This window comes from Nitrosomonas sp. Nm34 (assembly GCF_900113925.1).
Classification (GTDB): Bacteria; Pseudomonadota; Gammaproteobacteria; order Burkholderiales; family Nitrosomonadaceae; genus Nitrosomonas.
This window is the reverse complement of sequence record NZ_FORD01000015.1, coordinates 1-12,796: the sequence shown is the minus strand read 5'-3', so window position 1 is coordinate 12,796 and position 12,796 is coordinate 1. Positions and strand designations below refer to the sequence as shown.

Below are 12,796 nucleotides of genomic sequence, written 5' to 3'. Positions count from 1 at the left end.
TGATAATGCAGGCTATTCAGATGACTATACTGGCTGTACACTGGGTGGGTCTTATCCAAATATCGGATAAATCATGTAAGGAGATGATGATGAAAACGATTTTAGGTATTTATGATGCGCCGCCTCTCCATTGGGTAGGCGACGGTTTCCCAGTGCGATCGCTGTTTTCTTATCGTAACCATGGAAAATTGCTGAGTCCGTTTCTGCTGCTGGATTATGCCGGTCCAATCGATTTTGCACCAGCTGAGCGGCCACGTGGGGTAGGGCAACACCCACACCGTGGTTTTGAAACAGTTACTATTGTTTACCATGGTGAAGTAGCGCATCGCGACTCAACCGGTCAGGGTGGGACGATTGGTCCCGGTGACGTGCAATGGATGACTGCGGGCTCGGGTATCTTGCATGAAGAATTTCACTCCGAATCGTTTACGCGTGAGGGTGGTCGGCTGGAGATAGTGCAGCTCTGGGTCAATCTGCCTGCCAGGGAGAAAATGACGGCACCACACTATCAGACGCTCCCCAAAACAGACATCCCAGTGGTCATGCTGCCTGATGAAGCAGGTATCGTGCGCGTGATTGCCGGCAACTACCAAGGTCATGCAGGACCTGCGCGCACGTTTACCCCCATGAATGTTTGGGATTTACGCTTGCACCACAATAAGTCAGCCGAGTTATCATTACCTGAAGGCTGGAATGCAACCCTTATCGTTTTGCATGGATCCGTAATGGTCAATGGAGAAACACCAGTGAAAGCAGCACAAATGATATTGCTTGATCGCAGTAGTGAAACGCTGTCGATCAACGCCCAGGAGAATGTGGTGGCGCTTCTGCTGAGTGGCGAACCGATTGATGAACCGGTTGTTGGGCAAGGCCCTTTCGTCATGAATAGCCAGGCTGAAATCGATCAGGCAATTGCCGATTTTAATAGCGGACATTTTGGACAATTATCACATTAGGTTACTCTCGGTTAATGATGAATACAGAGCGTTTTATGGTAACCGTTGTCTTTGGTAACTGGATAAATTAACGGATTCTTAGGGTTGATACGGTCTTCTTTTATTCAGCATAAGGAGGAATCAAATGAGTAAAACTGATTATCGCCTCGATAAAAACAATGCGCTCGTTACTTTGGTGGATCATCAGGCCGGCTTGCTGTCGCTGGTACGTGATTTTGAACCGGATACGTTTAAGAATAATGTGCTGGCTTTAGCAGATTTAGCCAAGTATTTTAAATTACCGACTATTTTAACCACCAGTTTTGAGGAGAGCCCGAATGGCCCGCTGGTGCCGGAATTAAAACAAACTTTTCCTGATGCGCCCTACATCGCACGTCCAGGACAAATTAATGCATGGGATAATGAAGATTTTGTTAAAGCGGTCAAGCAAACCGGCAGAAAACAGTTGATTATCGCAGGCGTTGTTACCGAGGTCTGTGTAGCATTTCCTGTTCTTTCTGCTTTGAAAGAGGGGTTTGAGGTATTTGTGGTGACGGATGCCTCAGGTACTTTTAATAAAGTGACACGCGAGGCGGCGTGGAGCCGCATGGCCGCAGCGGGCGCACAACTGATGAGTTGGTTTGCGGTGGCGTGTGAACTGCATCGTGACTGGCGCAATGATGTGGAAGGTCTTGGAATGTTGTTTTCCAATCATATTCCCGATTACCGTAATCTTTTCACGGCTTATAATGCAATTAAAGCGAGTCAATGAATGAATTGAGCACACTTTCGGATCATGGCTGAGCGCAGGCTTAGCCACAAAAGTTATTTTCCTGGAAATTCAGTGTTGAAGGATGCTCTTTGTCACGCTGAATGTTTATGAATTGTCCAATTGCTCAAGATGAGTGCAATCAGCCGCCACGTTCAAGGCAGGGATGGCAGTACAGCAGTACAGCATCTGGAATGCAGCCTATGTCGCCAGCTATTCCATTTCACATCAAACATGGCGCGAAGGCAAACCGCAGACAGGGTAAATAATACGGCAAGGTGAAGCCGACAAAGTCAGTCTTGATTTAGAAATGGAAGTATTGATACTAGACAGCTGCTGCTCGATAATCTTTCAGTCTCAGAAAAACTTTAATTTTTGCCAGGCAAGATACTTGCTATAATACCCACATAAAATTGAGGAAACAAATAGCGCCCGTAGCTCAGTTGGATAGAGTACTTGGCTTCGAACCAAGTGGTCGTGGGTTCGAATCCTGCCGGGCGCGCCATTCTTTAGAAAAAAATATTCAATCTATTTGTTAGTACCGTAAGACAATCAGGTTTCATCAAAAAATTATTTCCATCTAGCTGTTATCCAGCAAGAAAGCGATAAATAGCTCAGCCTTGTAATTTTATGGTTAATCTTAATGGCGCCAAGTAGCCAGTCAGCCTAAAGGAAAGTGATCGAGTCAGTTATTAGTGTGTGGGATGAGTTTTGCTTAAAGTGGCCGAACCATACCCATCATCAAATATAAGGTAAGCTTGAGCGAGAATGAAAAAACAGTATTTGCAAGCTCTGATCTGCAGGGGGCAAGCCGCGTACAAACGCGGATGCGGATCCTGTAAAGGCCGTGAAGGAATCAGGATAAACCCATCATCGAGGTGTTCGGGCCTTGTCGTTAATGATGGCTAATGCTTGCTAGTACATACAAAGGTATTAAATCTCGCATTGCAACAAATGCAAAAAGGGAGTGTTGCATTGCAAGACTTGACACCTTTTTAGTTGCCGGTTACTTCTGCATTATATTTGAGAAAGAGTAATGTCGCACAATTCAAAGGAAGAGCTTATTTACCGAACATGCGTACTTTTAGTGCAACATTTTAGAAATCTTATGGAAGCAGGTGTCGGCGGCTTTAACTCAAGAATATTTCAGCACATGCTCCATTGGGAAATTGATTTTGTTGGAATAGGTCAATCTGTCGAGGTGACAATTGAATCTGGTTTTCATCCAGAGCATGTTGTTCCATGTGCTGTTCTAATAAGCGAAACATGTAGGCTCATTGAAGGAAACGTACTGAGCAATACGGAAATTGCTAAATTACTTCAGAAACATTGGAAGATCGCAAGAATAACAAAAGAACAAGCAAAGCAAATTGACTTTGTTTTGGGTTATAAATCAACAATGCCCCCAGGTTGGTGCTTTGAGTCTGGGGAAACTCTTGCGAGGCTAGAAGCTGCAAATATCACTTTAGTACCTATTATAGGTTAGACGAAAATATAATTCGTAGATCCAGCCGAGGCAGGCCGCTATGTGATCTGCCTCGGCTGCGCTTAGCGTTAGAGCTACAAAATCATGAAAGAAACAGAATGGGCAAAGTTGATGGCCGAGAAGCTCGGTAGAGAACTGTCAGGATTTAACGTTGAGGCAGGGAAGAACCTTATATATGCAAATGAAATTGTAGAATATGGTGAAAATGAGACTTGTTACCACGAAATGGCATATGAAACTGACATTCTGATTTATGAAAAGAACAATAATAAGATTTGGAAGCCTAGAGTGGTCATTGAAACAAAGCTTGAGAGTGCCACTACTCATGATTCGATAACATACAGTTAAAAAGTAGCAACCCATAAATATGTTCATCCTTATTTGAGGTATGGCATATTTCTAGGTAATAGAGGGGATTATCCTTTACCAGGTCGATTATTCAGGCATGGCGCTCATTTTGACTTTATGCTTTCTTGGAAAGATTACGAACCCAATGATTATGAGTGGGAAATATTAAAAGACATCGTAGAAAAAGAAATAAAAGCCTCAAAACAGCTAGGGTCTATTGACATTTTACATAGGTAACCATAGATATACACATGCTATAGCTACCATACTCTCGTAATTTCGCTTCAGTTTATCGTATCGTGTTGCTATTGCCCGATACTGCTTTAGCCGGGCAAAAGCATTCTCAACCAAATGCCGGTATCTATATAAACCCCAATCCATATCTGCATTGCCCTTCAACGAATTGCGCTTTCCCGGTATCACAGCCCGAGTTTCCTTCTTCGCTATCTGTTCCCGTAGCCATTCGCTGTCATAGCTCTTGTCCGCAACTATTGCTTTTGCGTCAGGCAACCTGGCAATCAAATCAGGTGCGGCAGAACAGTCATTGACTTCTCCACCGGTGATTTCAAACTCAACTGGCCAGCCATAACCATCGACCACTAAATGGATCCTGGTGGTATTGCCTGCACGGCTTTTGCCAATTGCTTGCGATTCTTGACTCGCTGCTCCCGCACTATGTTGATGTAAAACAAAGGTGCCAAGTCTTGCAATGCAATACTCTCTTTTTGCATTTTTGCATTGCAAAATTTGATGCCTTTGTGCCGCGCTGCCGGAACCCGTCGTCTTTCAGCGACTGTCAATAATGTGCCAGGCAACCCTGTTTACTCAATTATTATTAATGCACTAAATATTATTCAACGCACCTAGTCCAGGCTTCCGCTTTATCGCGTTCACTTAAATCAAAGTAGCAGACTTTGGCTAAAATAAAGACTTTGCAGAAATAGGCTATGCTTTTTCCCAGGCTTTATCGCCAACAATAGCCAAACGTTCGATATCATTGAACTGCCGTACAGCAAACTTTGTATCTTCCCAGGCGGCCCCTGCCGTCGATCCATGAAAATGGACCAACTCCACAAGCATATTAACCTTGCCATATAGCTTAATCTTATGGTCAATTTCCGGTACGAAAATGTCATAGTCTTCCTTTTCTCACTTGCCGGTAATGGTAAGGTGAATGAATTTTCCTTCCTCTTCAAGCTCAATGCCTCTGAATGTAATCGCCATTGTTAGTCCTCTCGGTTATACCGTTCAATGTATATGATTCTTTCAGCTTGGTAGAAGAACGCTGGGCATAGTTCCATCTTGTTTAATTGGCGGTTGCAGGTCTGGAATCAGACGCGCCAGTGAAAAACAACATCATAAATGCTGTTCGATATCCCTGCGGCCATGCAGAATGCGGACAATTTCGATCCGGCTTTTTCCGGTGCTACGGTGAAAAATCACATGCTTGCCGACACCGTATTTGAAATAGCCTTCCCGGATGTCATCGCACGCGAGACCAAGGTCGGGCTTATCCGCTAGATCGTGGAATGCGCCGTCAAGCTGCGTCAGATAGCCAATTTGCTGCGCTTTCCCCCATTGCCTGCGCGTGTAACGGCCAATAGCAAGCAGATCGTCTCTGGCTTTCTGCGTGAGCATGAATGATCCCATCTAATCTTTACTTTCCAGCTCATCCAGAACATTTTGCAAGGAATAATCAGACGAGCCGCTTTGTTCGCCTTCGGTCAGAGCACGGCGCAGCACTTCCAGCTTCGCCTCACGCTCTTTAAGCAAACGAAGCCCGGCGCGTATCGCTTCGCTCACCGACCCATAGTGTCCGGTTTCTATCTGGTGCGCCAGCAACTTCTCAAAATGCTTGCCCAGTGTGACGCTGGTATTTTTTTGAATGGGCATAATCAACTCCATCAATTCAAACATTCATTCCAATTATAAATTTATTGGTATCAAGAACAATTTACGCCTGACTCGCCACGGATATCCTGCCCATGAACGAGATCATTCGCCTTGAGCTATTAAAGGATTTTTAAGCATTTCAACCTATAGTATTTGTAACACAATGCTTATGGATATTTCAGAATGCCTCAGTGTCAGTCGTTGTATAGTGCAAGAAGTGAATGAAGTACATTTATGATACCTAGCCATAGGTGTATTCATCATAGGTGTATTCATATTACCAAGTGCTCGAAGAAATCACCCAAGAAACCAACGGATGAAATTGTTGCCGGCATTACTGATAGAGGAGAGGCAATGAATGCAATAGACAAAACGTGACATTACATAATGCTTAAAATTGCCGCGTATTTTAATGTTCATTACAGTACTGTTAGTCGGTCAATTCGTTCATCTTCCAAGATACAATGACTGATACCTTTTACTGACTCAAAACATTTTTTCCTGAGTGATGACCAACAATGGTCATTCAGTATTTAGTATTACAAGGCATATACTTCGAATCGTTGGATATTACGATTATCAATTCTAATAAAGTGAAACGCATGCGTATATTATTGGTTCTTTTCTTTTTCTCGTTAATCAGCTGCACAGGCATGCCGGAAGGTGTTGTGCCTGTTAAGGATTTTAATGTAAGCAGATATCTTGGCAAGTGGTATGAAATTGCCCGGCTGGATCATTCCTTTGAACGGGGTTTGAGTAACGTAACAGCTGAATATGTATTACGCAGTGAAGACGGTATCAACGTTATCAACCGCGGATTTTTGGCTGAAGAAAACAAGTGGAAAGTGGCGGAAGGAAAAGCCTATTTTGTTGGAAGCCGTGATGAGGGGCGTCTGAAAGTTTCATTCTTTGGTCCGTTTTATGGGTCTTACATTATATTTGATCTGGATCATGAAAATTATCAATACGCCTTTGTATCAGGCTATAACACGTCTTATCTGTGGCTTCTATCGAGAACGCCAACAGTCAGTGAAGACGTGAAAGAACGATTTGTCAAAAAATCAAAAGAACTCGGCTTTGATACCAATGCGCTCATATTTACTGAGCAAAATTTAGCAGAGTAAGGGCGTTTTTGTATGCGGCTTTGGTCAATCCATCCCAAATATCTGGATGCAAAAGGCCTGCTAGCGCTTTGGAGAGAAGGTCTGCAGGCTTAAAATGTTTTGCTTGGAAAGCCAAAGGCTATAGAAATCACCCGCAGTTGATGCAGTTCAAAATTACGCATAATTCATTTGCGGCAATTGCTTGTTATTTAAAAAAACGCCGAAGAGGCCGATCGAAGAAATTATCATTTCAAAAAACTAAGATCATTGACTTGGTCTTTAAAGAGTATATTCTTGTTACGAACAGGCAGATCCAATACAAGTTCAAGCATTTACTGCATAAAATTAAAAAACAAAGATCAAAATTTATACGAAAAATTTAAAAACACCACAGAAATTGAACTTCATCCCTTGTTTTATAGCGTTACTGTTGATGTGGAAGACTGGAAAATACATAGTATCTACCAAATAATTGATGCCTTTTCATTTGGCAGTGAGTTTGACTAAACATCAGTCTTTGCGTATATTTTTGAGTAGAATAATTAATAATTTTTACCCTCCCTTCAGATGTTCGCTGCCTCGCGTCGTACACATTTTCCTCCTTTCTTTATATCAAATTTCGAATATTAATTGCGTGTATGCCTAAGCTTTCCTTTATTATGGCGATGGAATCCGAGGCACAGGGCTTGATCGATGCCCTGGAATTGAAACCTTTTGTTCCACGCCCGTTTTATGAACGTCTGCCGCTGAAGTTTTATCGAGGCAGCTATCGAGAGCACCTGGCAGAACCTCTTGAGCTGACTATTACCATTCCAGGAAAGGATCCTCGCTATCAAGTGGATAGCATCGGCACGGAGCCGGCAGCGGTTGCTGCATTTGCAACCGTGACAGAATTTCAGCCCACTGTATTAGTGAGTGCGGGCACTGCCGGTAGTTTTGCTAAACATGGGGCCTCCATTGGAAGGGTTTATTTAAGCGACTCAACTTTTTACTTTCATGATCATCGTATTCCGCTTCCAGGCTGGGACAAGTTCGGGAAAGGCGCTTATCCGTCGCTGGATGTTAGCCATTTGGCACGTGAGCTTAGCCTGCCACTCGGCAATATTTCCAGCGGCAACTCGCTTGATTTTACTGAACAGGATCTGGCTGCGATCGTGTCTCATGGCGCGATTGTGAAGGAAATGGAAGCTACTGCTGTCGCCTGGGTAGGTTATATCACCGGCACGCCGATGTTTGCCATCAAGTCGATCACTGATTTGATCGACACTCACCCCGACGCACCGAGCGAGTTTCAAAAGAACTTTGCTATGGCGGTCACTAACCTGACTGAGAAAACCTTGGCGGTTATCGATGCATTTGCGCGTACCGACGAGAAAATCGCCGTCATTGAACATCAGCAGAAGTTGCCGAGGTGAGTTTGAAAATGGCTTGTGGCATAGCCTGTGCTGGACGAGTAAGCGCTGTTGGATATTTTTGATCTGAAATTAAATCTCCTGCTGCGACGTGGTTGCTTGACTCTAAAGACAATATAGATGACTTTTAATACATACCGTTGGATGGAAAAGGGATTCCTATCACCTATACTCAGAGGCATGTATCAAGGTGCCCTCGCCAGCTGGTGCATTGCAGTTCAAAAACTCTCCTGCATCCTATGTGCCTTGCTTGTGTTGTTTACAAATACCGCAGTTGCCCAAGTCAGCTTTCTTGATCAGGAAGATCAGGTTCGGCAAATTTTTGCTCTGATCGATAAACGTCTTGAATTGATGCAAGCGGTTGCTGCATGGAAGTATGTGCATCATCGCCCAGTTCTTGATGATGTTAGGGAACGCTCTGTGCTCGATGCGATGGTGGCACAAGCACAGACATTCAGCATTTCTGCCGAACCAGTACGTGAGCTGTTTGCGTTGCAGATGCGACTAGCGCGCGAAATGCAACAGCGATTCATCGACCAGTGGACCGCTGCGGAAGTTGTGCCAGCAGCGCCACGTGATCTGAGCGCCGAGCTGCGTCCGCAATTGGATAAACTCGGCGTTCAGCTGATGCAGGCTATTTATCTTGCGATGCCCGAGTTTGAGCGCCAGGATTTCCATGGTTATTACGCTGGATCAGCGTACAGCATTGCACGGCGGGGGGTGGAAGAACAGGATATCAGCGCGCTGTTCGATGCGCTCGTGCGAATGCGACTGACGCCAGCTCCGACACTGCAGCGAATTGCAGCGAGCAGGATATTGCGCATTGGCACGACAGGCGATTATGCGCCTTTCACACTGGAGTCGAAGGGCATGCTCACCGGCGCTGATATCGCTGCGGTCATCTCGCTTGCGGCCTTCCTCGATGCCGAGCCTCAGTTCGTTCGAACGACCTGGCCTACGTTAATGACTGATTATCACGGCAACCGCTTCGATCTGGCGATTGGCGGGATTAGCATTACCGCTGAACGGGCTGCAATCGGGGCGTTCTCCGTTCCGTATTATCGAGGTGGCAAGACGCCGATTGTACGATGTGGAACTGAGGCACGATTTGATTCACTAAATGAGATCAACCAAGCGGGTGTGCGTGTGATCGTGAATCCCGGTGGGACAAACGAGCGCTTTATTCGAGAACGCTTACACAATGTGCAGCCCATTCTACACACTGATAATCGGACGATATTTGAAGAAATCGCTACCGGCCGTGCAGATGTGATGGTAACCGATGATGTGGAGGTGGATTTGCAGACACAGCGCGATTCCAGGCTGTGCCGGGCGACCGCTGAAGTCTTTGCCCAGAATGATAAGGCGCTTTTACTAGCACGCGATCCAAAGTTGATCGCAAAGGTGAATACCTGGCTGCGCGCAGAACAGGAAAACGGTAAAGTCAGCCAGCGACTTAAGGCTGCTTTTTCTTCCAAAAACTCATCGGCTATTAAGCGTTGAGGAGATTGATGCTGTCCGGGATTCCATTTCTAAATCAAAACTGACTTTGTCGGCTTCACTTGCCGTATTATAGATACTGTCTGCGGCTCACCTTCGCGTCATTTTTGATTTAGAATGAGGATGTCGCTTGGCTTGCTTTTGATCAGCATTTTTGCAAGCAAATCCATTACTTCAGCAGTTATTTGCGTGAGTAAGGGTAACAGTTGAAAAGATGTCGAGTGCTAGGTATTATGAATTCACATTGGAAACCACTAAGAAAACCTATCCTCTTGGTGGTTTCTTCGGATTTAAATAAGAGATGGAATGATATGCTTATGGCTTTAAAAGCTCGCCTTCGTTCTTTGCTTCTTTTTCTTCTGATTTTTCATTTTCTCCGCCATCGGCTAATTTGCTGCCGACATAACTTCCTACTGCGCCACCTACTAAAGCTGGCATGACTGATTGAAGCATTGATGGATTTTGAGCTGGTGCGCTAGGTGTTGGTGCAGCTGTTGATGCACTTGAGCTGGTCGCTGATGATGGATTCTGAGCTGGCGTATTAGGTGTTTGTGCTTGGGTTGATGTCGAGGGATTTGATGTGGTAGCGCTCTTTTGTTGGGTGGTAGCAGGTTGAGAACTACTTTGCTTGGAACTAAATGATCCTTTTGATACGCTCCCCTTGCTTTTTTTTGCATAAAGGTTATTTGCAAATATCATAGAAACTAAAATGGCAAAAAGTAATTTTTTCATGGTAAATGCTCTTCTCATTAAAATAGCGTTCTCAAATTAGACGCAAGTTAGTAAATATTTGCTGGTTTAAAATAAATAAGCACCAAATATTACTGGTACTTAGTAATTTATTGATATCTGAATTTTGATATTAGCAAATACTGATAAATATACCAACCATTTGCAGACTGATATTATTAGCTTATGTATTATCATGGATATAAGATAACCAATCGATCCTTGAGTATTCAGGAATTATGGAATATTTCTAATCTCTTTGAATGTTAAGCTGATGTCGGAATCATAACCGCAAAATATCACAAAAACATTCTAACATAATGATTTTTATTTTTCGGGCTTTAAATGGGTCATCAATTTTTCTTGCTAGGTATCAATAAGTAAAGAGTATTTTATTCCTTTTCTGAGGATATTTAGGGAAAGAAAGGTAGGGAGCACCGATTAAATTTTTAGAATTTCTTTAAAGGAAACATTGTCCTGTACCTATCCGTTAATTTTTCTAAGAGAACAGCTCTGGTTCTCCAGAAAGCAAAGCAAGCCTACTGGTGCCAGAATGCTTGATTTATTTTTAACAGCCTGGTCAGTACTCATCCCACTCATCGCAATCATCCCAATCGTCAACCCATTGAGGTTTTTTTGCAAATAATAAGCTTGATAATGTCATCGAGATGTTGCTTGTTAAAATTGTCATAAAAATTATGCTCCAGCTTGTTTTTGTTAATCATTACAAAATTCATGCTACTTACTTAATCGTTGATGAGCAAAATTTCACACTCTTTTACATCTTTATATATCTTGAAAAACTTTTAATTTATAAAACTTCCCATATTAAAGTAGAAGCTAGCCTTTGAAACCTAGAAAAGTACCGCTAATGATTCATGTATTCTTCATGTAGACGCCAGCCTGGAGAAATATTCGTCTTAATAGCCCGACAACACAAAGCCAACATTACCTGTATTTACACCCAGAAAATACCTGCCTGGTGTTACGCCATATACAGGTGCGGTTCGGTAGTAAGGTTGACTGTAATAAATATTTTGTGTGTTGTAATGATGCTGATGTTTATGATGATGGTGATGATGTTTATGGTGATGATGTTGGGTATGATGGTGATGATGATGATGGCCTCGTCTGGCTTCAACCATCGTGGGCGCTAGTAACGCAGTACTCAATAATATTACAGATAATAATCCTACTGGCGTGTTCATTTTTGTTCTTGTTCTCATGCTATACCTCCCTGATTTTTTCTGTTGATCACAATTTCTTCTGTTAGTGTTAACTTTATCCTGGAGATCATGAATACAAGCTGAACACTCTGAACAGAATAAAAACATAAGATTGAAAATGCTCATATCCTAGCTTCCGTAATTATTAAGAAAATGAGACGATCGTTATTCTGAGTGAGAGTCATAGAGGATTAAATCGTCCATTTCAATGGCATAGCATGTAAATTAGGCATAAAAAACTGTTTTTCTAGATTGCTTGTGCAAAATTACGGCAAGGCGTGGTATTAACATGAAAATTTCAAAGAACGGATTGGTTATTCTTATTTGTACTCTAATTTAATACCAATAAGAAATTCCCACTGAATAAGGGGGTATTCCGTGGGAATTTCATTATTTTACTTATTTTACTTATCAAAGAGTTGTAATTGTCGTTATTAAGCGACAATTATCTTAACGGTAGTAATTGGTGGAACTTTAGTGTTGTTTTGAAAAATTATTCCATAAGCATTTTATAAATTCATAGTAGGTGCTTAAACATATCTTTTTGCTTGGTATTGCTGGCTTTATTTTTAAGCGATTAGTATTCATGCCATGTTCTAGCGCATTCCACTCGGACTAAGGTTTGACGTCTGGTGTATACAATATAAGTCCGTTTGATATATCGACGCTGTCATAGTATATGGGGAAACAAAATATTTTATGGCAATACCTTAACTTATCTTGATAAAACTTGTGATTGCCTGGACGCTTCATATTATTGAGAATGCGTTTAGTTTGATTTCTGCTTAAACCATATTGCCGAGCGGCATCCAAAAGGACCTAATGAATTGACCTAAATAAGTTATCCTTGCCGCGCATGATTTGATTACCCTGCATTTTACTATTTACAAATGGCGCAACAAAGGCTGAAGGGTGAATGATCATGACTTATCTTTTGATTGAGCGTTATGGTTTATGGTACTACGATATCTGTGGCATTTAACGGTATCTGACATAATAGTAATTCAGATACGTTGCTATACTATAAAAAACAATCAATCCTTATTAAGAGCACCTCTAAAAATTGATATTTGCGAGCATCCTCTTCGCGGGTTGCCTGCTTACCCCGTCTCGTCACAGTATTTCATTGTTCACAAAAAAATGTTTCCTTACCTATCAGTGATAGGCGGCGTCAACATTTTTTGTTCTCGCCTTGTCTTGTTGAGAACTCTGAATTTTTAGAAGCACCCTTTAACTTTAATCTGGGTAATTCAGCAAAGAGGTAATGTGGAGCTGGTACTTATTTAGAAATTTACTTAAATAACGTGAGTTCGACATAAGAATCATCAAATCACGACTGGAAGAGCTTGAGGGAGCCTGATATTAAGTGAGGGTTTCTTCTCGCGAAAGGTGTAA

Annotated in this window: 12 protein-coding genes, 1 tRNA gene and 2 pseudogenes; 9 read left to right on the top strand and 6 right to left on the bottom strand. The window is 42.6% G+C overall.

Annotation, left to right across the window (positions count from 1 at the left end):
- Window positions 1–89 precede the first annotated feature (89 nt).
- The 5 genes from BM283_RS08180 (at window position 90) to BM283_RS19400 (ending at window position 3,538) form a co-directional block, all read left to right on the top strand.
- Window positions 90–956 carry a pirin family protein gene (locus BM283_RS08180; RefSeq protein WP_090691893.1) on the top strand — a complete coding sequence of 289 codons (867 nt, stop codon included), beginning with the start codon at window positions 90–92 and terminating at the stop codon, window positions 954–956.
- 124 nt (window positions 957–1,080) lie between these two features.
- Entirely contained in the window at window positions 1,081–1,707 is a 627-nt protein-coding gene (gene ycaC / locus BM283_RS08175) for an isochorismate family cysteine hydrolase YcaC (RefSeq protein ID WP_090691892.1), read from the top strand.
- Window positions 1,708–2,132: 425 nt separating this feature from the next.
- Window positions 2,133–2,209 (top strand) — tRNA-Arg (locus tag BM283_RS08170).
- 603 nt (window positions 2,210–2,812) lie between these two features.
- On the top strand, window positions 2,813–3,190 hold the full coding sequence (locus BM283_RS08165; protein ID WP_139225223.1) for a hypothetical protein: 378 nt from the start codon (window positions 2,813–2,815) through the stop codon (window positions 3,188–3,190).
- Window positions 3,191–3,274: 84 nt separating this feature from the next.
- Entirely contained in the window at window positions 3,275–3,538 is a 264-nt protein-coding gene (locus BM283_RS19400; protein WP_090691886.1) for a hypothetical protein, read from the top strand.
- A gap of 225 nt (window positions 3,539–3,763) precedes the next feature.
- Here the strand turns inward: BM283_RS19400 and BM283_RS08155 are convergent.
- From BM283_RS08155 to BM283_RS08140, 4 genes and pseudogenes are all read right to left on the bottom strand, one after another.
- A pseudogene (locus BM283_RS08155) lies at window positions 3,764–4,237 on the bottom strand (IS5 family transposase); the annotation flags it as partial.
- A gap of 246 nt (window positions 4,238–4,483) precedes the next feature.
- Window positions 4,484–4,672 (bottom strand): annotated as a pseudogene (locus BM283_RS19395) (STAS/SEC14 domain-containing protein); the annotation flags it as partial.
- A gap of 222 nt (window positions 4,673–4,894) precedes the next feature.
- Entirely contained in the window at window positions 4,895–5,188 is a 294-nt protein-coding gene (locus BM283_RS08145; RefSeq protein ID WP_090691884.1) for a type II toxin-antitoxin system RelE/ParE family toxin, read from the bottom strand.
- Window positions 5,189–5,455, bottom strand: coding sequence for a type II toxin-antitoxin system ParD family antitoxin (locus tag BM283_RS08140; protein WP_254776282.1), 267 nt, complete (start codon window positions 5,453–5,455; stop codon window positions 5,189–5,191). It abuts the gene before it with no gap.
- A 578-nt stretch (window positions 5,456–6,033) separates the two neighbouring features.
- Here BM283_RS08140 and BM283_RS08135 point away from each other — a divergent pair.
- The 4 genes from BM283_RS08135 (at window position 6,034) to aroQ (ending at window position 9,449) form a co-directional block, all read left to right on the top strand.
- Window positions 6,034–6,555, top strand: coding sequence for a lipocalin family protein (locus BM283_RS08135; protein ID WP_090691978.1), 522 nt, complete (start codon window positions 6,034–6,036; stop codon window positions 6,553–6,555).
- Between the two features lie 12 nt (window positions 6,556–6,567).
- On the top strand, window positions 6,568–6,648 hold the full coding sequence (locus BM283_RS20535) for a pyrimidine dimer DNA glycosylase/endonuclease V (protein ID WP_368086417.1): 81 nt from the start codon (window positions 6,568–6,570) through the stop codon (window positions 6,646–6,648).
- 524 nt (window positions 6,649–7,172) lie between these two features.
- Window positions 7,173–7,949: a phosphorylase family protein gene (locus tag BM283_RS08125; protein ID WP_090691883.1), complete on the top strand. Its 777-nt coding sequence runs from the start codon at window positions 7,173–7,175 to the stop codon at window positions 7,947–7,949.
- A 117-nt stretch (window positions 7,950–8,066) separates the two neighbouring features.
- On the top strand, window positions 8,067–9,449 hold the full coding sequence (aroQ, locus tag BM283_RS08120) for a gamma subclass chorismate mutase AroQ (protein ID WP_090691881.1): 1,383 nt from the start codon (window positions 8,067–8,069) through the stop codon (window positions 9,447–9,449).
- A 312-nt stretch (window positions 9,450–9,761) separates the two neighbouring features.
- On the opposite strand, the gene BM283_RS08115 is transcribed toward aroQ, so the two are convergent.
- Together BM283_RS08115 and BM283_RS08105 are read right to left on the bottom strand one after the other, a co-directional pair.
- The gene (locus BM283_RS08115; protein ID WP_090691879.1) at window positions 9,762–10,178 is read right to left on the bottom strand and encodes a hypothetical protein; all 417 of its coding nucleotides are present in this window, start codon (window positions 10,176–10,178) and stop codon (window positions 9,762–9,764) included.
- A gap of 917 nt (window positions 10,179–11,095) precedes the next feature.
- Entirely contained in the window at window positions 11,096–11,401 is a 306-nt protein-coding gene (locus BM283_RS08105; RefSeq protein ID WP_139225222.1) for a hypothetical protein, read from the bottom strand.
- Between the last annotated feature and the right edge of the window lie 1,395 nt (window positions 11,402–12,796).

What these genes read in the sequence shown, in the direction of transcription:
- BM283_RS08180 (WP_090691893.1), top strand. Translation starts at nt 90, where the DNA reads ATGAAAACGATTTTAGGTATTTATGATGCGCCGCCTCTCCATTGGGTA.
- ycaC (WP_090691892.1), top strand. Translation starts at nt 1,081, where the DNA reads ATGAGTAAAACTGATTATCGCCTCGATAAAAACAATGCGCTCGTTACT.
- BM283_RS08165 (WP_139225223.1), top strand. Translation starts at nt 2,813, where the DNA reads ATGGAAGCAGGTGTCGGCGGCTTTAACTCAAGAATATTTCAGCACATG.
- BM283_RS19400 (WP_090691886.1), top strand. Translation starts at nt 3,275, where the DNA reads ATGAAAGAAACAGAATGGGCAAAGTTGATGGCCGAGAAGCTCGGTAGA.
- BM283_RS08145 (WP_090691884.1), bottom strand. Translation starts at nt 5,188, where the DNA reads ATGGGATCATTCATGCTCACGCAGAAAGCCAGAGACGATCTGCTTGCT.
- BM283_RS08140 (WP_254776282.1), bottom strand. Translation starts at nt 5,455, where the DNA reads ATGTTTGAATTGATGGAGTTGATTATGCCCATTCAAAAAAATACCAGC.
- BM283_RS08135 (WP_090691978.1), top strand. Translation starts at nt 6,034, where the DNA reads ATGCGTATATTATTGGTTCTTTTCTTTTTCTCGTTAATCAGCTGCACA.
- BM283_RS20535 (WP_368086417.1), top strand. Translation starts at nt 6,568, where the DNA reads ATGCGGCTTTGGTCAATCCATCCCAAATATCTGGATGCAAAAGGCCTG.
- BM283_RS08125 (WP_090691883.1), top strand. Translation starts at nt 7,173, where the DNA reads ATGCCTAAGCTTTCCTTTATTATGGCGATGGAATCCGAGGCACAGGGC.
- aroQ (WP_090691881.1), top strand. Translation starts at nt 8,067, where the DNA reads ATGACTTTTAATACATACCGTTGGATGGAAAAGGGATTCCTATCACCT.
- BM283_RS08115 (WP_090691879.1), bottom strand. Translation starts at nt 10,178, where the DNA reads ATGAAAAAATTACTTTTTGCCATTTTAGTTTCTATGATATTTGCAAAT.
- BM283_RS08105 (WP_139225222.1), bottom strand. Translation starts at nt 11,401, where the DNA reads ATGAGAACAAGAACAAAAATGAACACGCCAGTAGGATTATTATCTGTA.